This is a genomic window from Shimia abyssi (assembly GCF_003014475.1).
Classification (GTDB): domain Bacteria; phylum Pseudomonadota; class Alphaproteobacteria; order Rhodobacterales; family Rhodobacteraceae; genus Shimia; species Shimia abyssi.
This window is the reverse complement of sequence record NZ_PYGJ01000014.1, coordinates 1-25,015: the sequence shown is the minus strand read 5'-3', so window position 1 is coordinate 25,015 and position 25,015 is coordinate 1. Positions and strand designations below refer to the sequence as shown.

The 25,015-nt window shown below is 55.4% G+C and carries 27 protein-coding genes, 1 tRNA gene, 2 pseudogenes and 1 riboswitch; of the genes and pseudogenes, 17 read left to right on the top strand and 13 right to left on the bottom strand.

Annotated features, from left to right (window positions below):
- Window positions 1–17 precede the first annotated feature (17 nt).
- Window positions 18–377 carry a hypothetical protein gene (locus CLV88_RS17395; RefSeq protein ID WP_106609686.1) on the bottom strand — a complete coding sequence of 120 codons (360 nt, stop codon included), beginning with the start codon at window positions 375–377 and terminating at the stop codon, window positions 18–20.
- A gap of 127 nt (window positions 378–504) precedes the next feature.
- The gene (gene smc / locus CLV88_RS17390; protein ID WP_106609685.1) at window positions 505–3,960 is read right to left on the bottom strand and encodes a chromosome segregation protein SMC; all 3,456 of its coding nucleotides are present in this window, start codon (window positions 3,958–3,960) and stop codon (window positions 505–507) included.
- A 207-nt stretch (window positions 3,961–4,167) separates the two neighbouring features.
- A riboswitch (cobalamin riboswitch) is annotated at window positions 4,168–4,372 on the top strand.
- A gap of 40 nt (window positions 4,373–4,412) precedes the next feature.
- Here smc and CLV88_RS17385 point away from each other — a divergent pair.
- Both CLV88_RS17385 and CLV88_RS17380 read left to right on the top strand, forming a co-directional pair.
- Entirely contained in the window at window positions 4,413–4,580 is a 168-nt protein-coding gene (locus tag CLV88_RS17385) for a CbtB domain-containing protein (RefSeq protein WP_106609684.1), read from the top strand.
- 19 nt (window positions 4,581–4,599) lie between these two features.
- Window positions 4,600–5,289: a CbtA family protein gene (locus tag CLV88_RS17380; RefSeq protein ID WP_106609683.1), complete on the top strand. Its 690-nt coding sequence runs from the start codon at window positions 4,600–4,602 to the stop codon at window positions 5,287–5,289.
- Window positions 5,290–5,291: 2 nt separating this feature from the next.
- On the opposite strand, the gene CLV88_RS17375 is transcribed toward CLV88_RS17380, so the two are convergent.
- Entirely contained in the window at window positions 5,292–5,627 is a 336-nt protein-coding gene (locus CLV88_RS17375) for a DUF1636 family protein (protein ID WP_106609682.1), read from the bottom strand.
- A gap of 86 nt (window positions 5,628–5,713) precedes the next feature.
- On the opposite strand from CLV88_RS17375, the gene CLV88_RS17370 reads away from it, so the two are divergent.
- A complete protein-coding gene (locus CLV88_RS17370) occupies window positions 5,714–6,184 on the top strand; it encodes a GNAT family N-acetyltransferase (protein ID WP_243403707.1) in 471 nt (156 codons plus the stop codon).
- 4 nt (window positions 6,185–6,188) lie between these two features.
- On the opposite strand, the gene CLV88_RS17365 is transcribed toward CLV88_RS17370, so the two are convergent.
- Together CLV88_RS17365 and CLV88_RS17360 are read right to left on the bottom strand one after the other, a co-directional pair.
- Window positions 6,189–6,566: a hypothetical protein gene (locus CLV88_RS17365; protein ID WP_423827741.1), complete on the bottom strand. Its 378-nt coding sequence runs from the start codon at window positions 6,564–6,566 to the stop codon at window positions 6,189–6,191.
- A gap of 146 nt (window positions 6,567–6,712) precedes the next feature.
- A complete protein-coding gene (locus tag CLV88_RS17360; protein WP_106609680.1) occupies window positions 6,713–7,927 on the bottom strand; it encodes an aminotransferase-like domain-containing protein in 1,215 nt (404 codons plus the stop codon).
- Window positions 7,928–8,082: 155 nt separating this feature from the next.
- Here CLV88_RS17360 and CLV88_RS17355 point away from each other — a divergent pair, with 155 nt between their 5' ends.
- Window positions 8,083–8,850 carry a FadR/GntR family transcriptional regulator gene (locus tag CLV88_RS17355; RefSeq protein ID WP_106609679.1) on the top strand — a complete coding sequence of 256 codons (768 nt, stop codon included), beginning with the start codon at window positions 8,083–8,085 and terminating at the stop codon, window positions 8,848–8,850.
- On the opposite strand, the gene CLV88_RS17350 is transcribed toward CLV88_RS17355, so the two are convergent.
- Both CLV88_RS17350 and CLV88_RS17345 read right to left on the bottom strand, forming a co-directional pair.
- Window positions 8,847–9,833, bottom strand: coding sequence for an NAD(P)H-quinone oxidoreductase (locus CLV88_RS17350; protein WP_106609678.1), 987 nt, complete (start codon window positions 9,831–9,833; stop codon window positions 8,847–8,849). The genes CLV88_RS17355 and CLV88_RS17350 overlap by 4 nt on opposite strands.
- Before the next feature lie 95 nt (window positions 9,834–9,928).
- Window positions 9,929–10,696 carry an SDR family oxidoreductase gene (locus CLV88_RS17345; RefSeq protein ID WP_106609677.1) on the bottom strand — a complete coding sequence of 256 codons (768 nt, stop codon included), beginning with the start codon at window positions 10,694–10,696 and terminating at the stop codon, window positions 9,929–9,931.
- A 156-nt stretch (window positions 10,697–10,852) separates the two neighbouring features.
- Between CLV88_RS17345 and CLV88_RS17340 the strand changes: the two genes are divergently transcribed.
- The 11 genes from CLV88_RS17340 (at window position 10,853) to CLV88_RS17290 (ending at window position 16,840) form a co-directional block, all read left to right on the top strand.
- Entirely contained in the window at window positions 10,853–11,332 is a 480-nt protein-coding gene (locus CLV88_RS17340) for a UPF0262 family protein (RefSeq protein WP_106609676.1), read from the top strand.
- Entirely contained in the window at window positions 11,308–11,796 is a 489-nt protein-coding gene (locus CLV88_RS17335) for an arsenate-mycothiol transferase ArsC (RefSeq protein ID WP_106609675.1), read from the top strand. Before CLV88_RS17340 ends, CLV88_RS17335 begins: the two co-directional genes overlap by 25 nt.
- 95 nt (window positions 11,797–11,891) lie before the next feature.
- Complete coding sequence (locus CLV88_RS17330; RefSeq protein WP_106609768.1) at window positions 11,892–12,287, top strand: ketosteroid isomerase-related protein; 396 nt, start codon at window positions 11,892–11,894, stop codon at window positions 12,285–12,287.
- Window positions 12,287–12,868: a GNAT family N-acetyltransferase gene (locus CLV88_RS17325; protein WP_106609674.1), complete on the top strand. Its 582-nt coding sequence runs from the start codon at window positions 12,287–12,289 to the stop codon at window positions 12,866–12,868. The genes CLV88_RS17330 and CLV88_RS17325 overlap by 1 nt, the downstream gene beginning before the upstream one ends.
- A 12-nt stretch (window positions 12,869–12,880) precedes the next feature.
- A complete protein-coding gene (locus CLV88_RS17320; RefSeq protein WP_106609767.1) occupies window positions 12,881–13,759 on the top strand; it encodes a carbon-nitrogen hydrolase family protein in 879 nt (292 codons plus the stop codon).
- Window positions 13,760–13,839: 80 nt separating this feature from the next.
- The gene (gene infA, locus CLV88_RS17315; RefSeq protein WP_007205486.1) at window positions 13,840–14,058 is read left to right on the top strand and encodes a translation initiation factor IF-1; all 219 of its coding nucleotides are present in this window, start codon (window positions 13,840–13,842) and stop codon (window positions 14,056–14,058) included.
- A gap of 31 nt (window positions 14,059–14,089) precedes the next feature.
- The gene (locus tag CLV88_RS17310; protein WP_106609673.1) at window positions 14,090–14,668 is read left to right on the top strand and encodes a Maf family protein; all 579 of its coding nucleotides are present in this window, start codon (window positions 14,090–14,092) and stop codon (window positions 14,666–14,668) included.
- Complete coding sequence (locus tag CLV88_RS17305) at window positions 14,665–15,687, top strand: ribonuclease E/G (RefSeq protein ID WP_106609672.1); 1,023 nt, start codon at window positions 14,665–14,667, stop codon at window positions 15,685–15,687. The genes CLV88_RS17310 and CLV88_RS17305 overlap by 4 nt, the downstream gene beginning before the upstream one ends.
- Window positions 15,684–15,866 carry a DNA gyrase inhibitor YacG gene (locus CLV88_RS17300; protein ID WP_106609671.1) on the top strand — a complete coding sequence of 61 codons (183 nt, stop codon included), beginning with the start codon at window positions 15,684–15,686 and terminating at the stop codon, window positions 15,864–15,866. Before CLV88_RS17305 ends, CLV88_RS17300 begins: the two co-directional genes overlap by 4 nt.
- 80 nt (window positions 15,867–15,946) lie before the next feature.
- A tRNA-Phe gene (locus tag CLV88_RS17295) sits at window positions 15,947–16,021 on the top strand.
- Window positions 16,022–16,396: 375 nt separating this feature from the next.
- Window positions 16,397–16,840, top strand: coding sequence for a hypothetical protein (locus CLV88_RS17290; protein WP_165798923.1), 444 nt, complete (start codon window positions 16,397–16,399; stop codon window positions 16,838–16,840).
- 232 nt (window positions 16,841–17,072) lie between these two features.
- Here the strand turns inward: CLV88_RS17290 and CLV88_RS17285 are convergent.
- Window positions 17,073–17,243 (bottom strand): annotated as a pseudogene (locus tag CLV88_RS17285) (IS21 family transposase); the annotation flags it as partial.
- Window positions 17,244–17,554: 311 nt separating this feature from the next.
- A complete protein-coding gene (locus CLV88_RS17280; protein ID WP_106609669.1) occupies window positions 17,555–18,781 on the bottom strand; it encodes an alpha/beta hydrolase in 1,227 nt (408 codons plus the stop codon).
- Between the two features lie 96 nt (window positions 18,782–18,877).
- Between CLV88_RS17280 and CLV88_RS17275 the strand changes: the two genes are divergently transcribed.
- Window positions 18,878–19,267 (top strand): nuclear transport factor 2 family protein, encoded by a 390-nt coding sequence (locus tag CLV88_RS17275; protein WP_207797094.1) that lies wholly within the window; start codon window positions 18,878–18,880, stop codon window positions 19,265–19,267.
- 172 nt (window positions 19,268–19,439) lie between these two features.
- On the opposite strand, the pseudogene CLV88_RS17270 reads toward CLV88_RS17275, so the two are convergent.
- Window positions 19,440–20,863, bottom strand: a pseudogene (locus tag CLV88_RS17270) (transposase).
- Between the two features lie 316 nt (window positions 20,864–21,179).
- Between CLV88_RS17270 and CLV88_RS17265 the strand changes: the two are divergent.
- A complete protein-coding gene (locus CLV88_RS17265; protein WP_165798922.1) occupies window positions 21,180–22,679 on the top strand; it encodes an FAD-dependent oxidoreductase in 1,500 nt (499 codons plus the stop codon).
- A 268-nt stretch (window positions 22,680–22,947) separates the two neighbouring features.
- Here the strand turns inward: CLV88_RS17265 and CLV88_RS17260 are convergent, their stop codons facing one another.
- From CLV88_RS17260 to CLV88_RS17250, 3 genes are all read right to left on the bottom strand, one after another.
- Complete coding sequence (locus CLV88_RS17260; RefSeq protein WP_106609667.1) at window positions 22,948–23,481, bottom strand: GFA family protein; 534 nt, start codon at window positions 23,479–23,481, stop codon at window positions 22,948–22,950.
- Entirely contained in the window at window positions 23,474–24,394 is a 921-nt protein-coding gene (locus CLV88_RS17255) for a class I SAM-dependent methyltransferase (protein WP_106609666.1), read from the bottom strand. The genes CLV88_RS17260 and CLV88_RS17255 overlap by 8 nt, the downstream gene beginning before the upstream one ends.
- Before the next feature lie 62 nt (window positions 24,395–24,456).
- The gene (locus CLV88_RS17250) at window positions 24,457–24,885 is read right to left on the bottom strand and encodes a hypothetical protein (protein WP_106609665.1); all 429 of its coding nucleotides are present in this window, start codon (window positions 24,883–24,885) and stop codon (window positions 24,457–24,459) included.
- Between the last annotated feature and the right edge of the window lie 130 nt (window positions 24,886–25,015).

The window sequence follows — 25,015 nt, the reverse complement described above, 5'->3', positions numbered from 1 at the left end:
ATCCGACCTTGCTCGGGCTACCCTTCTTGCGGACGCACCGGAAACCGCTGCCCGTCAGCGGTTAACACAATCAGTTTGCCCGCGTTTTCAACAATTCGGTCACAACGCTCAACCCCGGTGACAAAAGTCACGCAAACCACGCTATCGCCCTTGGTCTCCCAATGGCCAAACCACGTTCCGCCGCCGCCATAGGTGTAGTTGTATTTGCCATCTGCCTCGTAAACCGATCGGCCATCATCATAAAACACCAATGTTTGACCAGACAGCCGCGCGCTAAGTGCTTCGGCGTCAAAAACCGTATCGCCCTCCCGCGTTGTCCATTCCTGCGCCGCCACCGGCGTCGCCAGTATGGCAGCTGTTAAAACCCATGCCTTCATTCGCGCACCTCCTGCGTTACCCTAGCCCGCCAGCCCCGTAAACGGCCCTCACAATAGGGTGATGCAGATGCTTCCTTTCGCCAGAAATATCCCGGGGAGTCGCCGCAGGCGACGGGGCAGAGCCCCCTTACGCCACCAGCGTCTCCGCTGCTTTTAGGTCAACTGAGACCAGCTGCGAAACACCCTGCTCGGCCATCGTCACGCCAAATAGCCGATCCATGCGTGCCATGGTCACCGCGTGGTGGGTTATGATCAGGAACCGGGTGTTGGTGCGGCGGCACATCTCGTCGAGCAAATCACAAAACCGCGTGACGTTGGCATCATCCAGCGGCGCGTCGACCTCGTCCAACACACAGATCGGCGCCGGGTTGGCCAGGAACACCGCAAAAATCAACGCCATCGCTGTCAGGGTTTGCTCCCCCCCCGATAGCAACGACAAGGTCGACAACTTTTTGCCCGGCGGCTGGCACATAATCTCAAGACCCGCATCCAACGGATCATCGCTTTCCACCAGCACCAAATTGGCCTCACCTCCGCCAAACAGATGGCGGAACAACATAGAAAAGTTCGAATTGACCTGCTCAAACGCGGTCAAAAGCCGCTCGCGCCCTTCGCGATTCAGGCTGGCAATCCCATTGCGCAAGGTGCGGATTGCCTCTTCCAAATCGGCCTTTTCATTAACCAGCGTATCGTGCTCTTCCTGAACTTCCTTAGCGTCCTCTTCTGCCCGCAGATTTACCGCGCCCAGCGAATCACGCTGACGTTTCAAACGGTTAACATCCGCCTCGATCACCTGCGCATCCGGCATGTCATCTGGATCAACCGCCAGCCGCTCCAGCAAATCTGCAGGCGAAACTTCCTGATCTTCCATGATGCGCTCGGCGGCATAGGCAACCGTTTCGCGCGCCGCGTCTGATCGCGCCTCGGCCCGTGCGCGCGCCTCGCGGGCCTCACCGGCCAACCGCTCTGCATCACGCGCCGCGTGTTCCGCCTCGCGAGAGGCTGTTTCGGCCTCGGCCAACGCATCCGCAGCCGTCCGCCGCCGTTCTTCGGCTTCGGCAATGGCGTCGGTTAACTCTTCGCGCTTGGCCGCAATCTCTTCGGGTGCACTCCCCGCGTCGAACAATTCCTCTTCCGAGGTTTCCTTGCGTTCAGCCAACTCATTGATGCGCTTTTCAGCGGTTTCCAATCGGTGACGCCAACCGCTGATTTCCTTGGTCACTTCCTGCGCGCGCTTCAAACGCGCCTCGCCCTCGCGGCGCACCTCGTCATGGGCCGAACGGCGCGACATCATCATGATACGCGCGGCCTCAACCGTCATTTTTACGTCTTCAACCTTTTGGCGCGCTGCATCCAGATCGCCAAGGTCAGTCAACGCCGCCTCTGCTTCTTGTACCTGCGCCCGCGCGGACAGGGCTTCTTCCTCGTGGCGAGTCACGGCAAGACCCAGAGAATCCAGTCGCCCTTCGGCCAGATTTCGGTCTGCCTCGGCGCGCGACAGGGCACGATTTGCATCGGCCACGGCGCGGTCCGCGTCACGCCTTGCGATCCGCGCGGCCTTGTCGATCTCCGACAGATCCCGCAGCCGCATCTGCAAGGTTTCGTGGGCCTGAACCGCCCCGTCGGTGCGGGCTGTGGCCTGAGCCATTGCCTGCTTTAATTCTTCCAATCGGTTCAGCTGTTGCAGACGCAACGCTGCCGCGCTCGGCGCATCTTCGGCCCATGCACGATATCCATCCCAACGCCACAAATCGCCCTCAAGCGATACCAAGCGTTGCCCTGGTTTCAACAAAGGTTGCAGCCGCAGCGCATCTTCGGCAGAGACCAGGCCAATCTGGCTCATCCGGCGTTCCAAAACCTCGGGCACAGACACGTGCTGCACCAGTGACGTGACACCATCAGGCAAGGGCTGATCTTGGTCATACGGAGGCAGAACAAACCAGCCCGACGGGCCGTCCTCTTCCACTTCGGGCGCGCGCAGATCATCCGCCATCGCCGCGCCCAGCGCCTTCTCAAATCCTTGCTGAACTTGAAGGCGGTCAAGGATCTGTCCCCCCTCAGCCGTGTCACGCTCGACCAATTTCGCCAGCGCCGTCGTTTCCGCGCGCAGCGCGTTCAACTCGCCCTCGGCCTCTGACCGTTCGGCACGAGCGTCTGCCTCGCGTGATTGCGTTTCGGCGCGTTCTTCTTCGGTCTCGGCCAGCCGTTCTTCAGCTGCTTCGGCGGCCTCGATAGCCTCTTCCTCAGCCTCCCGCGCAAGCTCCAGATCGCCAGCAGCGCGTTCAAGCGCTTCTTGCGAAGTGGCCACGGCATCACGCGCCTTAACCGCCTCGCCCTCGCTTTTGGCCAATGTCTTGCGGCTGTCGTCCAACAACCGATGCGCGGATTGGTGGCGCGCCGCAAGGCGGGCGACATCTTCGGTCATTTCCGATAGCTCGGATTCGCGTTCCTGCAAAACACTCGCAGCCTCGCGCGATTCATCGGCAGCGGCTTCAAGTCGATCCGTGTGCCCCTCGCCCGCCTTAGCCAGCTCTCGCTGCTCCCACTCTAACCGATCGATGGTTTCCCCGGCGTCCCGGTTCAATCCCGCTTCTCGCTCCATATCGTGGGCAAGCTGCACAATCCGGTTCTTTAACGTCTCGATGATCTGAAGCGCGTGCGATTCCTGATCGTTGAGCGCGTCGCGCTGCACCTGAAGGCGTTGCAGAATGGCGGCGGCTATCGCCTCTTCTTCGCGCAACGCTGGCAGTGCGTCGTCGCGCGCAGTGCGGTCTTTGGCCGCCGTTCGAGACGTCGTTTCGGCCTGCGCGGCGGCGGTGGTGCGCTCGCGCAACTCGTTTTCGGCTTTCAACCGGCCGTCATCCGCCTCGCGCCAACGGCGATATAGCAGCATCCCCTCTGACTGGCGCAATTCCTCGCCAATCGCACGATAGCGCGCGGCCTGTCTGGCCTGCCGCGCCAGTTGCGCCAGTTGAGTCGCCAGCTGCTCGATCACGTCGTCGACGCGGGCCAGATTGGTTTCCGCACCTCTGAGCTTCAACTCTGCCTCGTGACGCCGTTGATACAGCCCCGAAATCCCCGCTGCTTCCTCAAGAATACGGCGGCGGGCCTTGGGCTTGGAGTTAATCAACTCGGAAATCTGCCCCTGCCGTACAAGTGCCGGCGAATGCGCTCCGGTAGAGGCATCGGCAAACAGCATCTGAACATCCCGCGCCCGCACATCCTTGGTGTTAACCTTATAGGCGCTGCCCACGTCACGGGTGATACGCCGCACGATCTCAAGCGAGTCGTCTTCGTTGAATCCTGCCGGCGCGAGGCGCTCTGAGTTGTCGAGCAGCAGGTTCACTTCGGCAAAGTTGCGCGCCGGTCGGGTTGCCGCACCGGCAAAGATCACATCTTCCATACCACCACCGCGCATCGCAGTGGGTCGGTTTTCGCCCATAACCCAGCGCAACGCTTCCAGCAGGTTCGACTTGCCACAGCCATTCGGTCCGACAACCCCGGTCAGACCATCAGCGATGATCAGGTCGGTCGGATCGACAAAGCTTTTGAAGCCGTTCAGTCTAAGTTTGGAAAAGCGCAATGGGTTTGGGGTCTCCTGATTCCGTCCGCGTTTAACGAGTTTGCAAAGCCGTTTGGCCCCGAGTCAACGCCAAACCACTGAATGTGGCAGGTATTGGCCAGTTATCCACAAGATATTGGAGCAACAACACCCAAAGCACACTGATTGCAATGCCGTTTCAAGTGACTCGCATGTCGGAATCGGCCTTGACCGGCAAGGCTCTCTCAGGCCAAACAGGAAGCATACGGTATTCAGAGGCCAACAAGCCCGAGGATCAAATGGGAATGTGGTACGGGGCCTGCCCCAAGTCCACAGCCGCCCCCGCGACTGTAAGCGGCGAGCGCGCGTTCAAAACCACTGGGGTTCGCCCCGGGAAGGGAATGCACCGCGTTGACCCGCAAGCCAGGAGACCAGCCGTATGCAAATAGGACCGGAATCTGCCCGTCGGGTGTGACGGGATAAGGAGAAAAAGAATGAACACGACCGCAAATATCACAGCTGTCCGCACACATGGCCTGGCTTTTGTACTGGCAATGACAGTTGGCGTTGCACTGCTGACCGTTTCGGGCATGGCGCAGGCAACCGTCCTGCACGACGCAGCGCACGATCAGCGTCACGCGATGGCGTTCCCCTGCCACTAAGCAGGGGCCAATCGGCCACATGACCAAAAATTTGTTATCCAGCGCTGTGTTCGCTGGCCTGATAGCAGGACTGATTGCCGCCCTGCTTCAGCTCGTTTTTGTCATCCCGCTTTTGCTGGAGGGCGAATTGTATGAATCCGGCGAACGAGTGCACTTCCTCGTTGATGGCATGACCCAGTCTGACAAGGGCTCTCCCGGTTTGGGCACGGAATGGGCGCGTCACTTGATGACCATTGGCTTTAACGTTGTGACATACACCGGCTATGCCCTGTTGTTGATCGCGGCAATGGGTTTTGCGCGCGAACGCAACGGCACACAGATCACACCGCAAAACGGTCTGATCTGGGGACTTGCGGGCTTTATCGCCGTGCTGCTTGCACCTGCTGTCGGCCTGCCGCCCGAACTGCCGGGCACCCCTGCCGCAGAGCTTGCACCGCGACAGGTCTGGTGGATTGCGACTATCCTGTTCACGGCTGCTGGCCTTGCGCTCATCGCCTTTGGTCGTTCGCTGGTGATGCACGCTCTCGGGCTTGTCCTAATTCTTGCGCCACAGTTTTACGGCGCACCGCATCTGGACACATATTTCGGCATCGCGCCACCTGAACTGTCGGCAGAATTTGCCACAATCAGCCTTGGCTTTGCTGCTATTGGCTGGTCTGTGCTCGGGTATTTCTGCGCCTTCTTTTTCGCCCGAGGCGAAGAAAGCTAAAATCAAAGCGCGGGAATGCGCCCTTTTAGACAAAACCGAAGACGCCCAACCGAACGGGCGTCTTCAATCACACCTCCAGGCGCAGTTCGATAAAGCCGTATCAGCTCCAAGGCGTCGGCGACATCTGTCTCTGGGTTCACTCCGGCAAACAAATACGCAACCTTGTCCGACGCGCGCAGCGCCAACGCAAGCGGCTCATCGCACATGTTCAGACAACTCACCGAGCGCACCTCAACATCGTCAGGTGCGGCCTCGCGCAGTGCTGCGGCAAACCCCTCGCCACCCGGTTTTTCACCATTTGCACAACATGTGTCACATACAAATATGATATGGTTCATAGCCGCCTCGGGTTTCGTTAATTCTGGACTAATGGGCGATGCAATGCGACACAAGTACCTCACTTAGCAGTCGGGAGCATAAAGAAATGGTTGAGACCATGTCAGACATCCGTATCGTGCCGGGAAACCCGCGAGACCGACAGGCAACCGCGCTCTTGCAGGCAAGCCATGCGCTCATGCGGTCCCTCTTTAACGCCGAAGACAACCATTTCCTGTCGATAGACGCGCTGTGTGTGCCTGACATCCGGTTCTTTGTCGCGCTTGAGGGCGACAAGACATTAGGCTGCGCCGCGTTGGCCAACAAAGGCAGTTATGGCGAAGTGAAATCGATGTTTGTCGATCCCGGCGCCCGCGGCAAAGGCATTGCGCACAAGTTGTTGCATCGGCTTGCCGCCGAGGCCACGGCCCAAGGATTTACTGAGCTGAAATTGGAAACAGGCGACAAACTGGAACAGGCCCACAGCCTATATCGCGCCCATGGTTTCACGGAATGTGCACCATTTGGCGACTACGAGGCCAACAGCAGCTCGATTTTCATGACACGCACTCTGGGCTGATTGATCAACACTCGGCCTCCAGATACGCGATATCGCCGCCACTGGGTACAAACACGTCCACAACCTCGCAATCCTGATAGCGTGGAGCATAGCTGGCCATGGGTGGACGGTAGTCATCTCCGCAATCCATGATGCCCAATACCAACGCCGCATCACCGCGGATTTCAACCACGTCACAGCCCGTCACGGTTTCAATGGCAACTTCTGCACGCCGCCCGATGGGTCCCAACCGGGGCGCATATTCCGTGTTCACGCGCACCGCCTCGGCAAGCCGCCCGCGTTGACGAATGTCAAAAGTGCTGCCGCCGACAGAAATGCGCGTTACCTCAGTTCCACGAAAATAGGGCGTGGGTGCATTGCACCCCGCCAGTACCAGACCCACACACATCGCCAGCCATCGCATGGCGCCAGATTTGCATGAGATTGGTTAACGCGCTCTTAAACGCGTCGGGCCACACGCGGTTTTTAGAAAATGATGCCGACGCAATACCGACGTTATACCGACGTGACACCGAAATACCAAATTGGTCAGTTCATCGAACCACGCAGCACCCGGCCTAGCCGCAGCATACCCTCATTGATCTGTTCTATATTGGGGCTGGAAAAGTTCAAGCGCAGTGTATTTTCACCCGATCCATCCGGGAAAAATGCGGCCCCCGGAACAAAGGCAACCTGCTCTGTCCGCAGGGCATCCGCCAATAGATCAGCCCCATTCATGCCCTCAGGTAACGTGAGCCAGACAAACATACCCCCCTCGGGTTTGGTCCACGCGACACCGTTTGGCATGTGCCGTTCCAACGCAGACAACATCGCGTCGCGACGTGAACCGTAATGCTCTCGCAGCTTGGCAAGATGCGTCTCAAACATCCGTGCTGCGACATCGTGTATCACGATCTGATTGATGGTTGGAGAGTGTAGGTCGCTGGCCTGTTTCGTCAGCACCAATTGCTGAATAACCGGCTGCGCTGCAACCACCCAACCCACCCTGAGGCCCGGTGAAAGCGTCTTTGAGAAGCTTCCGCAATAGATCGTGCGACAGGCATCAATATGCCCTTTTCGTTCCAACTCAATTGCTAGGATTGGCGGCACAAAATCGCCGTCAAATCGCAACTCCTGATAGGCTGCATCCTCGATCACTGCGCTATTCAATGCCTCGGCCAAATCAAGCAGTTGTTCACGCCCTTGCCGGTCCACCGTTTCGCCAGTTGGGTTGGAAAAATCTGAGGAAAGATACGCAAATTTGACCGATCCACCCGAAGCCTGTGCGGCATCTTTCAAGTCTTGAACCGGACGATTTGCGCCAAGGCTCAACCGGTCGAAACGCGGCTCATACGCGCGAAACGCGCCCAGCGCGCCCATGTACGTGGGCCAGCGTACCAATGCGGTGTCATTGGGAGACAGAAAGAGCTTGCCCAAGTAGTCCAGAGCTTGCTGAGACCCGGAGGTAATGAGGACATTTTCGACAGAGCACGCTACCCCGAACAGCGCCATTCGGTCAGCGATCCATTTGCGAAGCGGCAGATACCCTTCGCTGACCGAGTATTGCAGTGACCCGGCTTGGCGTTCGGGTGTCAGCGCGCTGGCATAAGCTTTGGCAAAGGCGTCTGAGGGGAAGAGCGCGGGATCAGGAATGCCGCCCGCAAAAGACAAAATACCCGGCTGCTCAAGCAGCTTAAGTAGCTCGCGAATTTCCGAGGCCCGCATGTGTTGAGTGCGGCTGGCGAACAAGTTTTCCAGTGTCATAACAGAATCCTCCCTGTGCAGTTGGACGGAGACTATCCAGCCACCAAACTAAGTCAATAACATTGACCCATTGACATGAAACGTGATCACACTGCCCGCTTGCTCTTAAGTCGAAAACGTGGTCAAATATCTTGACCAATTACGCGAGCTCTCAAATGCCATTCCAAAAGGTCCAACCCGAAAAACTCTCCACCTCCGTCGTACGCCAGATCGAATTGTTAATCCTGCGCGGTATTTTGCGCCCGGGCGAACGGCTGCCGGCGGAGCGGGAGTTAAGCGAGCAATTGGGAGTGTCGCGTCCGTCATTGCGAGAGGCGGTTTCTTCTTTGCAAGACAAAGGGTTACTAACATCAAAAGCGGGTGCCGGGATCTTTGTGGCGGACGTTTTGGGCAGCGCTTTTTCAGAAGCTTTGGTGCAACTTTTTGCCGCCCATGACGAAGCTGTCTTTGACTATATCTCATTCCGTCGCGACATGGAGGGGCTCGCGGCGGAGCGTGCCGCCACATTGGCGTCAGATACGGATTTGCATGTCATTCAAGCGGTTTTTGAGAAAATGGAAGCCGCGCATCCCAAACGAAACCCGGCGGACGAAGCCCTTTTGGATGCCGATTTCCACCTGGCGATTATCGAGGCAAGCCATAACGTCGTTATGCTGCACATGATGCGCTCAATGTATCAATTGCTACGCGAAGGCGTGTTTTATAACCGCACCATAATGTTCAAACAACGCACAACGCGTTCTGAACTTTTGGAGCAACACCGCGCGATCAACAGCGCGTTGCAAGCGCGCGATCCAGTCGCTGCGCGCGCAGCAGTTGAGCACCATCTGAACTATGTGGAGCAATCGCTGTCCGACCATCAAAAGTTCCAAAAGAACGAAGAGATTGCCAAACAGCGCTATGTTCACGAGTTGAATCGTTAGCCTGATACGTTCAATACGATCTTGCCGACATGCGCGCTGGTTTCCATACGCGCATGAGCCCCGGCAGCGTCTGAAAATGGAAATTCACTATCCATGACAGGCCCAATGCGACCCGCATTTAGTAAGGGCCAAACGTGTTCGCGCAAGGAATTGGCAATGCGCGACTTGGCCAGATCACTTTGCGGACGCAACGTTGATCCTGTGATCGTCAGACGCCGGGTCATCATCTGGGCAAAGTTCAGCTCAACTTTAGGGCCTTGCAAGAATGCGATCTGCACCAAACGACCATCATCAGCGAGGGATTTGATATTACGCGGGATATAATCCCCTCCCACCATGTCAAGAATCAGGTTGGCGCCACCTTCGGCGCGGACAACATCAACAAAGTCTTCGGCACGGTAGTTGATGGCGCGCTCGGCACCAAGGTCAAGGCAGGCTTGGCATTTCTCATCCGAACCGGCGGTGGCAAACACACGTGCGCCATAGATTTTAGCCAGTTGAATTGCAGTCGTACCAATCCCGCTGGACCCGCCATGCAGCAAGAACAATTCGCCTGCATTCAACGCCCCCCGTTGAAAAACATTCGACCAAACAGTGAAAAACGTTTCTGGCAGGCATGCGGCCTCTTTCAGCCCCATTCCGTCCGGCACTGGCAGGCAGTGCGCAGCGGGGGTCAAGGCGTATTCAGCATAACCACCACCTGGTAAAAGAGCGCAAACCTGATCGCCCTCGGCCCAGTCACTGACCCCTGCCCCAACTGCGGCAATCGTACCAGCACCTTCTAGCCCCGGGAGATCAGAGGCGTTGGACGGAGGCGCGTATTTGCCGGCACGTTGCAATGCGTCTGGGCGGTTTACACCAGCATATGCAATCTTGATCAGGACTTCACCCGGACCAGGTTGTGGAACTGGACGCTCGGTTAATGCCAGCACATTGGGACCGCCAGGTTGTGTTATTTCAACGGCTTTCATCATGTGTGACATGTGTGCTCCTAATGGGTTGGTTACGTAATTGTGGAAATGGTTATCACTCCAGCCAGCGGTGGCAATAGGACCAAGGGCCAAGTCGTGTCGCCGGATCAGTAGTGGGCTGTGTATCCACCATCAACGGCAAGGACCTGTCCGGTAACATAGCTGGCTGCGGGTGAGGCAAGAAATAAGATGGCTGGCGCAAGCTCGTCGGGATCTCCCCAACGCCCGAGTGACGTGGCAGCGCGGAGCCTTTCTGCGATAACTGGGCTTCTGGCGGCGTCCGCGTTTGGAGCAGTTTTAAAAAAACCGGGTGCCACGGCGTTGACGTTAATTCCTTTAGGCCCAAGCTTGGCTGCCAATGCGCGGGTCAGCCCGAGCATTCCGGACTTTGCTGTCGTATACGCCGCATCCCCGGATTGTGCGACTAGGCCGGCGATAGAGCTCACATTTACAATGCGCCCGTAACCATGGCCGATCATCTGTTCGCTGGCGCGCTGTGCCAATCTGAATGGCGCGATAAGGTCGACATCCAGCATGGCACTAAGATCATCGCGCGAAAACTCAGGCAATGAGCGGCGGTCACGTTGACCAACGTCGTTAACCAGAATGTGTAGCCCACCCGCCTGCGCAAGTGTCTGAAACGCCATATCGGCGGCGTCTTCGTTTGCAACGTCAAATGCCAATAGCTTTGCGTTCCCACCTTCATCGCGGATCTGATCTATCGACGACTGGCATCGCGCCTCACTACGCCCGTTGATCCATACGCGCGCACCCGCAAGCGCCAACGCCCGGGCCGCCGCAAAACCCAGCCCATCCGAGCTACCAGTGATCAGCGCATTTTGGCCTGTCAGGGAAAACGTATTGCTTGGATTCATTTTTGCGCCTCTTGGTTGAGTGAGACAAAATGAGGACGCACTGTCCGGTAAGTCAAGCACCGGAAAAGCACACAGCGTCGCATATCGCGCGCGACGCATTGCCCGTCAGGCGCGGCTGCGCTAGGCAATAGCTAGCCACATGCTGGAGCTTTGGAAATGTCCCACATCAGTCACATAGCGATCGATGACAGCAACATGCCTCCTCCGACGCCCGAAATCGAGCAGGAGCGTAAAGTTGCGATGTTCGATCTGTTGGAGGATAACTCGTTTGACCTGCCCAAACGGGATGATCGCGTGGTGCCTCAAGGCCCGTATTCTCTGGACCTGTCGATCCGGGATAAACGGTTGGTTTTTGATCTGAACAGTGACGCCGGTCAGAAGGCGGCAGAGTTTCACTTGAGCCTGTCGCCGTTCCGGCAAGTGGTCAAAGATTACTGGGCCATCTGCGAAAGCTATTTTGACGCGGTCAAAAATCTTCCACCAAGCCAGATCGAAACTATCGACATGGCGCGCCGCGGCATCCACAATGAGGGCGCTCGTGTGTTGCAAGAGCGCTTGGAGGGCAAGGCGGAAGTGGACAACGATACCGCGCGGCGGCTATTTACCTTGATATGCGTTCTGCAATTTGGAGGCTGAGACGCGTGGCTGAAGAGCTTCCTCAGTCGGTTCTTTTTTGCTGTGACCATAATGCTGTGCGTTCGCCAATGGCAGAAGGCATAATGAAGAAATTCTACGGTATAGACGTCTATGTCCAATCTGCGGGCATCCGCAACGATCTGGAAATCGACGGCTTTGCCATTGCGGTGTGCGACGAGTTGGGCGTTGAGCTATCGCGTCATCGGTCGCGCAGCTTCGAGGAAATGGAGAAATTGGGCGATCAGCTTTCGTCTTTTGATCTTGTTGTTGCGCTGACCCCGGCCAGCCGGGCCAAAGCCGAAGACCTTACCCGTTATTACCATTTGCCCCTGGAGTACTGGCCGATCACAGATCCATCGGGGTCAGGCGAAACACGGGATACTCGGTTGGAGGCATATCGCGGGTCTCGTGATGAGATTGTCAGGCAGCTGACGGCGCGTTGGGGCGAACCTTCGACAAGCTGATCGTCCGGTTTCGCGAACGAAATGTCGGTTCTGGTCAACTGCTGCCTGGCGTGTTGCCTAATATGTTTCAATATGGCCAACTCAGGACACAAGACATGAGCATAGAGACTATTCGCGCGTATTATGACGGCTTCAATGCCGGTGATCTGGACGCTATGCTAGACTGTCTTTCGGATGATTTTGTGCATGACGCCAACGAGGGTGCGCGCCGTGATGGCAAGGCGGCGTTTGCCGCGTTCTGCACGCACATGAACCGCTGCTACAAAGAAACACTGACCGACATGGTGATCATGGTCAGCGAAGACGGCACCCGAGCGGCAGCCGAATTTTTGGTGAACGGCGCCTATCTGGAGACGGATGCCGGGCTTCCCGAGGCCAGAGGCCAGACATACGTGCTGCCAGCGGGCGGGTTCTTTTCCCTCGAAGGCAGCAAAATCACGCGGGTGACGACCTATTACAACCTTCAGGATTGGATCAAACAGGTGTCGTGATGGAGGTTCGCAAACTCACAGGTGCGGCGCTGGAAGCGGCGCTTGACGATGTGGCGCGTTTGAGGATCTGCGTGTTTCGGGCCTTTCCGTATCTATATGACGGTGATCTAGCTTATGAACTCGATTATTTGAACACCTATGCCGAAAGTGACGCCGCGATCTTGGTGGGGGCCTTTGACGGAAAGACGCTGGTAGGCGCGGCGACTGGCACGCCGCTGTCTGATCATGCAGACGATTTTGCCGCTGCCTTTGGTGGGGCTGATTTCGAACAGGACAGTGTTTTTTACTGTGCAGAATCAGTTCTGCTGCCAGATTATCGGGGACGCGGGATCGGACATCTTTTCTTTGACAAACGCGAAGCACACGGGCGTGATCTGGGGTTTATTCGTTCGGCGTTTTGCAGCGTAATACGCCCACAAGATCATGCCCTGAGACCAAAGAACTATGTTCCGCTTGATGCGTTTTGGCGCAAACGAGGTTATGCACCGCTGGCGGGGGTTATTGCCGAATTTGGCTGGAAAGACATTGATCAGCCAGCTGAAACACAAAAGCCACTGCAATTCTGGATGCGGAAATTATAACGGGGACCCATGATGAAGATCGCAACCGCGGGCTATCCGCTCGATTTCCTCGACAGCTGGGCGGCATATGAAGACAAGCTGCACAAGTGGGTGTCGACAGCCGCCGGGCAAGGTGCCGATCTATTGGTGTTTCCCGAATACGGCGCGATGGAATTGGCGACACTGGCAGGCGAGAAAACCGCACGGGATCTGGAACAGTCGCTTTATGCGGTTTCCGACCGGATGCCAGAGGCAGACTCGCTTTATTCCCAGCTCGCAAAGGAGTTTGACGTCTATATTCTTGGCGCTTCTGCTCCGGTTTTTGATGGCGGGACACGTCCAGTTAACCGAGCCCGGCTATTCTCACCAAACGGGAATAGTGGGTTCCAAGACAAACAGATTATGACCCGGTTCGAAACAAGCCCGTGGGATGTCGTGCCCGGCAGCGAGCTCAAAGTGTTTGACACTGCGTTGGGTAAAATTGGTGTGCTGATCTGTTACGATTGCGAGTTTCCCTTGCTAGGTCATGCGCTGGTAGACTGTGATATAGTCCTGACACCAAGTTGCACCGAAACGCTGACCGGGTACTGGAGGGTGCGAATCGGTTCGATGGCGCGAGCGTTGGAAAACCAATGCGTAACCGCCATGGCATCACTTGTCGGGCCGGCGGACTGGTCCCAGGCTGTAGACATGAATACCGGTATGGGTGGCATTTTTGGCCCGCCTGATACCGGCTTTCCACCAACTGGTGTAATCAATGAAGGCACCTTGAACCAATCCGGCTGGGTTTATGCCGAGGTCGACCCGCAAACCATTGCCGAAGTGCGTGCAAACGGGGTTGTTCGCAACCGGTGGGATTGGGTCAATCAGTCCCCTCGTGATTCACAGGTCACATATCAGCATCTGAGCTGAGATAGCCCTTGAAAACCTGATCATATAGGCCCATTTAGGGGCAGCCCGCGATATGGTGGGTATTATGTGAAGGAGAAACCATGGCCAAGGAAGAACTGCTCGAATTTCCCGGTGTCGTGAAGGAACTCCTGCCCAATGCGACGTTTCGGGTCGAGCTGGAAAACGGCCATGAGATCATCGCACACACGGCAGGCAAGATGCGCAAGAACCGCATCCGCGTTCTGGCTGGCGACAAAGTTCAGGTGGAAATGACACCATATGATCTGACCAAGGGTCGGATCAACTATCGCTTCAAGTAAGCACTTTGCGCGGGCAGAAACGAGGTCCGGGATGAAACTTATCCTTGGCTCGGGTAGCCCGCGCCGCCGGGAATTGCTGGCACAGATCGGTGTGGTGGCGGATGAAATCCGTCCACCCGACATCGATGAAGACCCAACAAAAAACGAACTGCCGCGCCCCTATTGCCAGCGTATCGCACGCGAAAAAGCGCGCGCTGTGGTGGCGGATGCAGACGATATCGTCCTATGCGCAGACACCACTGTGGCGCTTGGACGTCGCATCATGGGCAAACCCAAGAATTCCGGCGAAGCGGCCGAGTTCCTTATGACATTATCAGGGCGTCGCCATCAGGTGATCACCGCAGTTGTCGTGCGGCGCGGCGATCGGGTATGGGAGCGTGACGTTGTCAGCGCAGTCAAGATGAAGCGCCTTTCGAACGAAGAGCTTAACAGCTATTTGGCGACAGATGACTGGCAAGGCAAGGCGGGCGGCTATGCCATCCAAGGCCCCGCGGGAGCCTTCATCCCATGGATCAGCGGTTCCTTTACAGGCATCGTCGGTCTACCAGTTTCGGAAACTGCTGGTCTGTTACAGGCGGCGGGATATCCGCTTTTTAAGGAGAGATCATGAAGGGTCGTCAGATCATTTTGGACCATATCGGCGAACGCGAAGTAGCGGCGCTGATGGTCGACGGGCAATTGGACGACCTGTTGATCGATACTGACGCCCCACGCCCAGGAACGGTCTATCGCGCCATCGCAGATCGCCCGGTAAAGGGGCAAGGTGGCTTGTTCCTAAAAACGCCTGATGGTCCTGCCTTTTTGCGACAGGTCAAAGGGCTTGCTCCAGGGCAGGCACTTTTGGTGCAAGTAACTGGTTATGCAGAGCCAGGCAAAGCAATCCCGGTAACGCAAAAGCTCTTGTTCAAAAGCAGATATGCCATCATCACACCAGGTGCACCGGGGCTCAACATCAGCCGTTCTATTCGCGACGATGATGTGCGCGACTCATTGATGGCAATCGCCCATGACGTGGCGGGCGAGGCGAATATGGGTTTGATACTGCGTTCGGCTTGTGAAGACGCGGATGCCGAGGATATTGCCGAAGATATTCAGGCAATGCTGGATCTCGCACACAGCGTTACGGAGGCCCCCGAAGGCGCCGCAGAAAAACTGATTGATGGCGACGGTCCACATGTTTCGGCATGGCGCGACTGGTCAGAGGCTGCGGAAGTGAACACCGAACCGGGCTGTCTTGACGCATTGGGTGCTTTGGACGCAATCGACTGCGTTTTGCAGCCTGAAGTACCACTTGGTAGCGGCGCGAATATGTATGTCGAGCCGACGCGCGCCCTGGTTGCCGTAGATGTAAACACCGGGCGTGACACATCCCCTGCAGCCGGGTTAAAGGCCAACATGGCTCTGGCCCAGTCCCTGCCTCGCGCATTGCGTGTGCGTGGCCTTGGGGGACAAATCGTTCTGGATTTGGCTCCCATGCCAAAGAAAGACCGTCGCGTTTTTGAGAGCGCGTTGCGCGCTGCGTTTCGACGTGACGCAATTGACACAAACCTGGTCGGCTGGACCTCGTTGGGACATTTTGAACTGCAACGCAAGAACGCACGTATAGCCACGTATACTTTGCTGAAATGAGCTGCCCAATTTGCGCCAAGCCGGTGTCACCAAAATACCGACCGTTCTGCTCCAAGAGATGCGCCGAAGTTGATCTCAGCAAATGGCTAAAAGGAGGCTATTCTGTGGTTTCCGATGACCAAGAAGGCCTTGAAGATGTGCTAACAAAAGATGTTAGCAAGTCCCAGCTACGACACTAAATATTTTTGACGAATCCCTCTGGACAGCCCTACCGACCTGACATAGAACGCCTGCACCCGAACGTAAGAAGTTCACCCGTGCCCGGGTAGCTCAGGGGTAGAGCAGTGGATTGAAAATCCTCGTGTCGGTGGTTCGATTCCGCCCCCGGGCACCACTTCAAGCAAGATTGCAGTAATCGCTTTGCGTGAGCAGTTCCGTGCTGTCGCGGCATCTGTATCAATGTCCGTAGATTTGGCCCGCCGGTTACGATTGGTAATTGTCGGTTATCTCAATCTTTTGCGCAGGCTACATGCTGCCGTTGTAATTTGTTTCTGTTGTAGCAACGCAAAATGATGATGCTCTCGTCAAATCTGTTGATGGCTAGTTCTGACTTCCCTGTGTTCTAGGATAAACAATTGAAAAAATGGGATATTACTTAATTCCGTCGCGGGCATATGCTATAATGATTCCCATGAAAACTTCCCCCAGACAGTTCGGAGTATCTTGGAAGGGCTGTGAACGAGAGGCCACTCGCAGTTGGATGGTCGATATGCATTTCACACACTTCGTCACGCTGTCTTCCAACAGTCAAATGATGTCTCAAGACAATATGAAGGACAAACTTCGAGCGTGGGACGCGAGAGTCAACCATGCACTCGTCGGCCCTAAATGGCACAAGCGGATTGACGAACGCATGCACTGGATTGCCTTTCCGGAGAAATCAGGGGTGAATCCTCATTGGCATCTATTGATGCAACTCCTTCCTGAGCAACTAGAAGTGCTTGCAGATATCGAGACACATGAACAGTGCCCGTTCGAGGAGTCGCTTACTGTGGCTTGGAAAAAGCTGGTGCCGAGCGGAACGGTCGATGTTCAACGGATTGCAGCCAACCGCCAAGACAAGAAACGCGTTTTTGACTATGTGACAAAATCGCTTGGTCATGAACCCAACTTCGAAGACTTTGTGATGTTTCGAGAGTACTTCGAAATCTAATACAGAATTCTGGAACCTGGTGCGACGCTAAGGGTAAACCAACTTCTGGTATTGTGCGAGCAGACACCATCGCGAGATGGTAATTGTTTCCTATTGTCTAATGACAGACACTCAGGCAGCTAATCAAACCAAATCATAGGATAGCGCCCGAAGGGCGCCTTAAGCCGGCAGCGCGTCTGAGGACGATCCGTTAGGATCGGATGCAGCAGCGCCGGCTTAACCTGTAGGGCTACGGGTCCAGCTTGGGCCGCTTGATCGGCGCCGTCCGTCGATACCCAGGCGGCTCTGAATAGGCCAACATCTTCGCGACGCTATCCCGGCTGATGCCAAAATCGCGGGCAATCTGCCGACCACTCAGACCATCCTGAAAATGAGCCCGGCGCACCCTCAAATATAATTCCACGGTGAAAATCCCCAAGCCCTCCCGAATATCGAAAGGGCCAAAGTGGACGACTTTTACGCCGCCCGCGACGGCACAACGCCGACGCTACCGTGGACGAGTATTGCTCCGCCGTTCACACGTTGAAGCGGACTTTGGAGCAACTGCAGCGAAAAGGTGCTTCGTCCTGCATTGCAGACCTTGAAACCAAACGCGGCGAATGGCTGCGATGAGCCCAAAGCAACTGATGCCGCGCGTTGGATGAATGTCTGAAGTTGTTAAGTAGCTGTGCTTAGATTGGGTAGAAGTAGCACTGATCGCTACTGAGTATTTGGCTATCTAAAGTGATCCATATTCCCATTTAAGAAGCTCAGCGTGGCCTCCAGAAATGCGTTCCAATCCGGGCTTTTGGGCATGGGAACGTGATTTGCCGAATCCAGAACCAATAGTTCAGAACCTGCGATGCCTGCGGCCAATTTTCTGGCCTGGGAAAGCGGGTGGATTGAATCGTTGCGGGCATGAACGATAAACGTTGGGCATTGCACCATGGGCAAGAAGTCAGCCACTGACGCGTCGCTATGCGATTTCCGCATGCGCAACATGTTTTCTGCCGGGCAGGACTTGTGCATAATCTCGACGATATCCTTGGCCAAATCTAACGGGCCTTCTGGGAAGTAAAGCAACGAATAGGCCAATAGGAAGCTACTGTCCGGCTTGTCCCACCCTTCGGATATCATGCCCAGCATTTCTGGGGTGCCAGTGGTGTTCTGCCGTACATTCCGACCTTCAACATAACCACCATTCAATACCATGGATTGAACCCGGTCTGGATAGTGCGCTGCCAGAAATACAGCGGAAAGGGCCGAGCCCGATTGGCTGAACAAGCTGAACCGGTCCAGCCCGATGGCATCTGCAACACTCAATAAATCATAGGCTACGGCCTCGACCCTATCGGGATTCATTTCAAGATCAGAATGGCCGCTGCCCATTTCGTCGAAGCGCACCAGCGTGTTTTTCGCACGGATTGCGTCGAGCAACGGGCGGAAAAACGGGGAATTCCAGTCGGCTTCGATACTGGTTCCGCCAAAGGTCTTGTAGATGATCGGTGGCCCTTCGCCTGTCACGGTAAAGGCGAGAGATTTGTCTTCGCGGTTCTTCGTAAACTGGAGCCGTGGCGAAAGCTCTCTGGATTGGGCTTCATCTGCGGTTTCAACAACCTCCACCTCGGCACAACATAAAAAGCCGCGCCGCGCTACGGTACGGATAACTGCCTGAGATTGCCCGTCATCGCCGACCGCCCGTCGCGCTGCGGCAACGCAGGCGCTGATCGCAGAGTCTGAGACGATACGCCCTTGCCAGATGCGTTCGATCAATGTGTCGCGGCTGATCAATTCACCTGCGTTTTTCACCAAAAGCAACAAAAGATCGAACACTTTCGGTTCAATCGAAACCGGTGCTCCTGAATGCATCAGACTGTGCTGCTCTGGGTCGAGAACAAAACCGCCAAACTTGTATTTTTGCATAGCTCGCACCGAGTCTTCTTTCACAATTGGGTCAATCACAGGAAAATCCTAATAGTTTCCCAAGGCTTTCCTCAAGCGCAAACGTATTGGTTCGGCGACATTCCTGAGACAATAGAAGTCACAAAGGAAGTTAAGATGGACACCATGAAAATCGCGCAAATGGCACAGGATTACACAAATGCTTGGAACTCGAAATCCGCTGAGGCCGTTGCATCATTTTATGCACAGGACGGCGAGATCGTGATCAATCGGGGTGAGCCGTGGTCCGGTCAGGACCGGGTGCAGGATATGGCAGATGGTTTTTTCAGAGATGTGCCAGACCTGACGCTCACCTGCGATGACGTGCGCATTTCCGGGCAGCACGCGCTCTTTCTGTGGACTTTCACGGGGCATGACGCAGCCAGTGGCAATCCACTCAAAATCCATGGTTGGGAGGAATGGGATTTGAACCACGAGATGGAAGTTCAGGCTTCACGAGGATGGTTTGACGCAGATGCGTATTCCCATCAAACAGGGAATGGATAACAGCCTGGCACAAAGCGGACCTTGGCACAGCCGCAGCGAAAGCTCACTTTGTCCGCTGAGCAGACTTTGGTTCAAAGCGCAGCGAAGGTCTGGTGCCCGCCGATTCCGTGAAAAACAAGGTGTTGCTGGCGCAGAAAGTAGCGATCCAGGCGGAGCGTGAGCGCATTACCTGTCAGGCTTTGCGCAATTGCTGCGGTGCAGGAAAGATCTTGGCGAGTTTGCGGAGGTTTTGGGCGGTTGCGGCGAGCAGGAATTCGTCATTTGCGCCACATGGGCCACGCAATCTGAGCCGTCCCAGGCCGAGGATGCGTTTGAGGTGAGCGAAGAGCATTTCCACCTTCTTTCGGGCCGCATTGAGATTTTGTATTGCTTGGTCTTGGCTATATCGCGAGCGATCTGGCGGGCGTCTTCATAGTCTTCTCGAGTGATGGAGCGGAAGTCGGCATTTGGGCAGCATTTAGCTTTTGACGGACATGCTTTGCACGTCAGTTTCAATGCACGGTATTTGGCGACACCTTTGCCGTCCGGACCCCGGTTAGGATCAGAGTAGTTGCGCCGGAACTGCTTGAGCGGTTCACCTTCGGGGCAGATGTACTGATTGTTCTCCGGGTCCCATTCAAAGTCGGTGCGAGAGCATGTGCCGTCTGTCCGCCCTGCTTTGTCCAGCACAGGAATATGGGGTTTGATGTCGCGATCAACGAGCCATCCCGACATCGGCCCTGATCCATAGGCGCTGTCTGCGATCAATCTCTCAGGATCAATATCATGCTGCACTTTGATCCGGTCCAACATGGTGCGCAAAGAGACAACTTCTGCCTGTCGGATCGATCTTGTGCCTTCCACATCCACGATGACGCTGTGATCAGCGTCGATCAAATAGTTGGTTGAATACACAAAGAATGCTGGAACTTTGCGCGCCGCCGTCTATTACCGGCAGTGCATTGCGCAGCAATGTCACGAGAGGCATTGGCTTGATGAATCAGAATGTGATGTGAACTTGGGTTCAACCTCAGATGCAGCGCCAAAAGCTGCGTCGTCCAAAACATCCAGATATTCCTTCACAGCACGCGGCGCATCGTTTGGATCGACGGCACTGTGATCCCAGTCTTCCTTTGGTGTGGAGTTCTGTTTGTTCGCATCTGCTTCGATCAGGTTAGCGTCTGCTGCAAGGCGTTGCCCGCTTACCAAGCCATCCGCAATGCACCGCGCTACAGTCTTCTCAAACAAATGACGCAACAGTGCGCTCTCACGGAAACGCCCGTGTCGGTTCTTGGAAAAGGTCGAATGGTTCGGCACTGGGTCAGACAATTTGAGGCGGCAGAACCAACGATACGCGAGGTTCAAATGCACCTCTTCACACAGCCGCCGCTCAGATCGGATGTCGAAGCAATAGCCCACCAACAGCATGCGGATCAGCAGTTCAGGGTCGATGGAAGGACGTCCTGTGTGGCTGTAAAACTCGGCCAGATACTGCCGAGTGTCGTCCAGATCAACGAACCGGTCGATCAACCGCAGCAGATGATCCTGCGGGATATGACCCTCCAACGAGAACTCATAAAACAAAGCTGCTTGCGCTTCCTGCTTCGTTCCCATCATCGCGAAATCCCCCAATCAATACGGCAATTGAATCAGCGAATAGGCACCCCATCAAGCAAGAGTTTTTCAACAGAATTGGCCCTTTTGACCGGTGCCGCAGGTTGGGCCGAAGCACAAAAAGAGCTCGTACCTGCCTTTCTCCGCGATTGCACCAGAGAGTGTTACCTGGGATTGCCAACGACCTGTTGGCGCTGTGGTGGATCTTGGCGGATATGGGTGCGCGACGCAGACATTCAATTGCAACGACAAGGCAGACGCAGATTCGGTGTTTTCGAGACGCTGTGTTATTCTGCGCCATATTGTTCTGGAGGCTGTAGTGCTGGATCAAATTTCCAAAGATACCTTTCAAAACCAAGTTGATGTCACCAAAGTTTACGACCTTGTGGTCATTGGGGCGGGAGTCGCCGGATTGAACGCGCTTTACGCCGCCACCCGGTACTTACCTAAGGGCTCTAGTGTTCTTTTGCTCGATGAGAAGGCGATGGCTGGTGGTATGTGGAATACCGCTTATGATTTCGTTCGATTGCATCAGCCGCACCCTATGTTCACTGTTGGAGATTTGCGGTGGGATTGGAGGAAGCCGAGGGATTATCTGGCGAGACGTGATGAGGTGCGAGACCATCTTTCCAGCTCGCTCGAATCTGTTGCAAAACTCGTTAACCTGGACTGTTGTTTCGAGACGAAGGTTGTCTCGAGTAATGAGGTCGGAACATCGGAAGGATATCGAGCTAGAATTGTCTTTCACCGCAACGACCATCCCGACCAGAAAGCGACGATTGAAGCTCGACAGGCAGTGTATGCGCCGGGATTGAACTACAAGGAAACGCAACCACTAGCATTCAGTACTGATGCGGTAGCTTCGATCATCCCACAAGACCTTCTTGAAACGCTCAAGTCTCATCCCAGCACTCCAGTCTATGTCGTTGGTGGTGGAAAGACCGGTATGGACACTGTCTTGGCAGTATTAGCGAAGGGTGATGGTCGCAAGGTATCGTTGATAAACGGTCGTGGAACGAATTTCCTCAATCGGACAAAATATATTCCCAACGGATTGAAACGTTGGACATCTGGCCTGCCCGTTTCTCGGTTGTTCCGCGACTTGGCGCTAAAGTTTGACGGCGACAATGAAACGCAGACCATTGATCACTTCAGGCGTCATCACGCGACCGATACGCAAAGTCCCAACGGCGTGTTCCTCTATGGCCTGCAGTCAGAAGAAGAGCATCATAGGATCGCTTCGGGACTGCAGCAGACTATCGGCGATTACCTTGTTGATGTTGCAGGGACGCAAGAAGGACTCGAGATACTACTTCGGAATGGTGAACCACTAGAGGTCGAGCCAGGTAGCATTTTCGTCAACTGTACAGGTAGCTTCTTCAGGGCGGATGAAATGGCTGAACCGATGTCCTGCATTTCGCCACATGGAACAATTGTCTCCATCAATGCGAGGGACGCGTTCCATTTTCTGACAAGCGTCGCAGGTTTCTTTTTGATGCACCTCCTATATCGGGGAGAGCTTAGGGGGAGAGGTTTTTATACACTGGATCTAGAGGCGTTGTTTCGCAAAGATCGAAATGCTTGGGTCGGCGCATCTGCGGCACAGGCATATATGAACCAAGTGATTGCAGTTCAGACACTGCCGATGATGCTCCTTGATAGGTGTGGCCTTGATTTGGACAGGTGGTATCCGTTTCCCAGAAGAATGGCGGCGCTTTATCAAATGAAGGCAACGGCTAATGAAGACATCGCGCATTGCAGAGCCGTCCTTGATCGGGTCGCTGATCGTTTCGAGGTGCGCTGCGCTTCTTTGAACTAGCGTCTAGGAGCATCGATTTCGGTTGAACACCCCATACGTCACTCGACACATCTGACGTTTGGTTGCAAATGCGCGTCTTCTTTGTCGTGATTGAAAGTGGGTCTTCCCGCAAAGGCTGAATCCAAGAAAACGCGATGGAATAGATTTGTTGTTAGGCGGCTGCCGGACAGGGCCGGTAGCTCTAGTCAGCGACCTTCAAACGATCGAAAGATCCGGATCGGCTACGAGGTTGGAAAGCAACACATCGCGGTCCAACCAGAACAGGTGTTCATCCCAAACCATGAGTTTTGACCACTTCCGAATATCGCTTGATGCTTCCTTGCGACCAGACGCTTTGGGGGGTGTAGAATTCTTCAAACCTCCGCGTGTGTTCGGAAAGGGTGACATAAGGCTGCTTGGATGAGGTGTGGATATGCACATCGGGCGGCATTGTCGCGGGATCGTCCAGCGTCCCGACGCGAATGAACAGCACCTCGTTTCCGATCTTCGGCAGGGCATGATACTTACTCCAGACCGCCACACCGCAAGTCTCGCAGCGGGTAATGGACTGCCCTGCCCCACTCGGCGTGGAAACGCGGACAACTCTCATCGATCCGGAAAGGACTTCTACGCGGTCTTGTTCAATGAGAGCATTGACCGCATATGCTCCACCTGATTGCCTTTGGCAAAGGGTGCAATGGCAGCCATGCACGATTAGAGGCCGCGAAGACAATCGATACCTAACTTGGCCGCAAGTACATCCACCTTCAAACGCAGCATGGGTCTCGAGATTTTCTGGCCATACTTCGGAAGGGCTAGTCATGACGTCCCCTATCGCGATCTTGCGGCGACGTGGCGGTAATCATCCACGAAGCACTTTCCATCCAAATGCCGTCATTGTGACGATCTGCGGTAGTAAACAGATCGCGCAGGTCTGCTTCGATGGCTCGCTGCTTGCGCATCGCCTCATCGCCGGCGGTCCGGAAGATCTCGCCTGCAGGCCCGAGTGCAAGTTGAAATGCGATGGCCTCGTCTATGGTCCGTCCGACCAGAACCATGGCGTCAATCTTCTGGAACGAGATATCCATGAAACCCGCCGCTTTCATCTGCGTGCAGACCAACTTGGGATCAGCCATTGAAAACGGGCCCGGACCGCAACTGGGCGCATCTGTTTCCGGTTGGGGAAGATGCTCAAGAAGAACCGACCTTGCTGCATCAAGCCAAGGATTTTCCGAACGATCGCGCCAGACGATATGGGTCATACGTCCTCCGGGTCGGAGTGCCGTACACATGCTGTGGAGACCCGCGACCGGATTCACGAAAAACATCGTGCCGAAGCGAGCAAAGATGCTGTCAAATCGTTGTTTCGGCAGCCCGCTTTCTGCATCAGCAACGTGATATGTCACATTGCCGAGGCCCGAGACATCGAGATCCGATTGCGCAACATTGAGGAAATCAGGGCAACAGTCGACCCCGGTCACATGTCCGCATTGTCCAACCTTCCGAGCAAGAGCTAGTGTCATGTCACCGAAACCGCAGCCGACATCGAGCAACCGTTCGCCCTTTCGGATATCAATGAGCGGAAAAACCTGGTCGCCGTGGCGCGATAGGCCGCCCTCGAGGATGTGGCGATAGGTCAGGAACTTGGGGGCGAGAGTGTTGTTCCAGAACTCGACGATCGGCGAAACCGGCGTGCCGGATGACCCGAAGCGGGAAGCGTGTACTAATTCAGACAATGGACATCTCCTAAGTTAAACGGGCCGCTGGAATTCTGAGAACGCGGCTACAGCGTGCGGGGTCAGGCAGCGGAGTCGCGAGCCCAGCTGTAATGGGGTGTGCGCTCGCCATTAACGAAGCGTGTCACATCGGCGATGTCGATTACGAACGACACAGTGTTGGTAACGGCCAGCACAGCGATCCAAACAAACAAGTCGGGGTGTGCGGCTATGCTATCCCAGCGCGTCGCTAACCAGGCGAACATTGGAATCCAAAGCAAGTGGCCGATACCCAGGACCCGCGTGAAGCCGAACTGGCCATATATCATCGCCTGAACGACGACCGACAAAAGCGTCGTGCCCAGAACCACCTGCGCCTCAAGATGCCCGATGAAGTACAGGCACATCAGGTTGACCCCCACTAACCAAACATTCCAGATCCGAGGCACCGGACGAAACCGCAGAAACACGATTCCAAAAATCTTTAAGACATTCGTTACAAAATCCATCATCGCTCATCTCCTGTGTTTGCTTTGATGAGCGAGGGGCATCCTACATGAGCCTGCTGGGCGGAGGTCGAGCATGACGAGCGCTCCGGAACTGCTCCTGGCCCATCACCTCAAAACGCTGAGACTGCCCACC

What these genes read in the sequence shown, in the direction of transcription:
- CLV88_RS17300 (WP_106609671.1), top strand. Translation starts at nt 15,684, where the DNA reads ATGAGCTGCCCAATTTGCGCCAAGCCGGTGTCACCAAAATACCGACCG.
- CLV88_RS17395 (WP_106609686.1), bottom strand. Translation starts at nt 377, where the DNA reads ATGAAGGCATGGGTTTTAACAGCTGCCATACTGGCGACGCCGGTGGCG.
- CLV88_RS17290 (WP_165798923.1), top strand. Translation starts at nt 16,397, where the DNA reads ATGCATTTCACACACTTCGTCACGCTGTCTTCCAACAGTCAAATGATG.
- CLV88_RS17305 (WP_106609672.1), top strand. Translation starts at nt 14,665, where the DNA reads ATGAAGGGTCGTCAGATCATTTTGGACCATATCGGCGAACGCGAAGTA.
- infA (WP_007205486.1), top strand. Translation starts at nt 13,840, where the DNA reads ATGGCCAAGGAAGAACTGCTCGAATTTCCCGGTGTCGTGAAGGAACTC.
- CLV88_RS17350 (WP_106609678.1), bottom strand. Translation starts at nt 9,833, where the DNA reads ATGTCACACATGATGAAAGCCGTTGAAATAACACAACCTGGCGGTCCC.
- CLV88_RS17380 (WP_106609683.1), top strand. Translation starts at nt 4,600, where the DNA reads ATGACCAAAAATTTGTTATCCAGCGCTGTGTTCGCTGGCCTGATAGCA.
- CLV88_RS17320 (WP_106609767.1), top strand. Translation starts at nt 12,881, where the DNA reads ATGAAGATCGCAACCGCGGGCTATCCGCTCGATTTCCTCGACAGCTGG.
- CLV88_RS17385 (WP_106609684.1), top strand. Translation starts at nt 4,413, where the DNA reads ATGAACACGACCGCAAATATCACAGCTGTCCGCACACATGGCCTGGCT.
- CLV88_RS17335 (WP_106609675.1), top strand. Translation starts at nt 11,308, where the DNA reads ATGCGTTCTGCAATTTGGAGGCTGAGACGCGTGGCTGAAGAGCTTCCT.
- CLV88_RS17250 (WP_106609665.1), bottom strand. Translation starts at nt 24,885, where the DNA reads ATGATGGATTTTGTAACGAATGTCTTAAAGATTTTTGGAATCGTGTTT.
- CLV88_RS17370 (WP_243403707.1), top strand. Translation starts at nt 5,714, where the DNA reads ATGGTTGAGACCATGTCAGACATCCGTATCGTGCCGGGAAACCCGCGA.
- CLV88_RS17325 (WP_106609674.1), top strand. Translation starts at nt 12,287, where the DNA reads ATGGAGGTTCGCAAACTCACAGGTGCGGCGCTGGAAGCGGCGCTTGAC.
- CLV88_RS17330 (WP_106609768.1), top strand. Translation starts at nt 11,892, where the DNA reads ATGAGCATAGAGACTATTCGCGCGTATTATGACGGCTTCAATGCCGGT.
- CLV88_RS17375 (WP_106609682.1), bottom strand. Translation starts at nt 5,627, where the DNA reads ATGAACCATATCATATTTGTATGTGACACATGTTGTGCAAATGGTGAA.
- CLV88_RS17360 (WP_106609680.1), bottom strand. Translation starts at nt 7,927, where the DNA reads ATGACACTGGAAAACTTGTTCGCCAGCCGCACTCAACACATGCGGGCC.
- CLV88_RS17275 (WP_207797094.1), top strand. Translation starts at nt 18,878, where the DNA reads ATGGACACCATGAAAATCGCGCAAATGGCACAGGATTACACAAATGCT.
- CLV88_RS17340 (WP_106609676.1), top strand. Translation starts at nt 10,853, where the DNA reads ATGTCCCACATCAGTCACATAGCGATCGATGACAGCAACATGCCTCCT.
- CLV88_RS17355 (WP_106609679.1), top strand. Translation starts at nt 8,083, where the DNA reads ATGCCATTCCAAAAGGTCCAACCCGAAAAACTCTCCACCTCCGTCGTA.
- CLV88_RS17310 (WP_106609673.1), top strand. Translation starts at nt 14,090, where the DNA reads ATGAAACTTATCCTTGGCTCGGGTAGCCCGCGCCGCCGGGAATTGCTG.
- CLV88_RS17260 (WP_106609667.1), bottom strand. Translation starts at nt 23,481, where the DNA reads ATGACTAGCCCTTCCGAAGTATGGCCAGAAAATCTCGAGACCCATGCT.
- CLV88_RS17345 (WP_106609677.1), bottom strand. Translation starts at nt 10,696, where the DNA reads ATGAATCCAAGCAATACGTTTTCCCTGACAGGCCAAAATGCGCTGATC.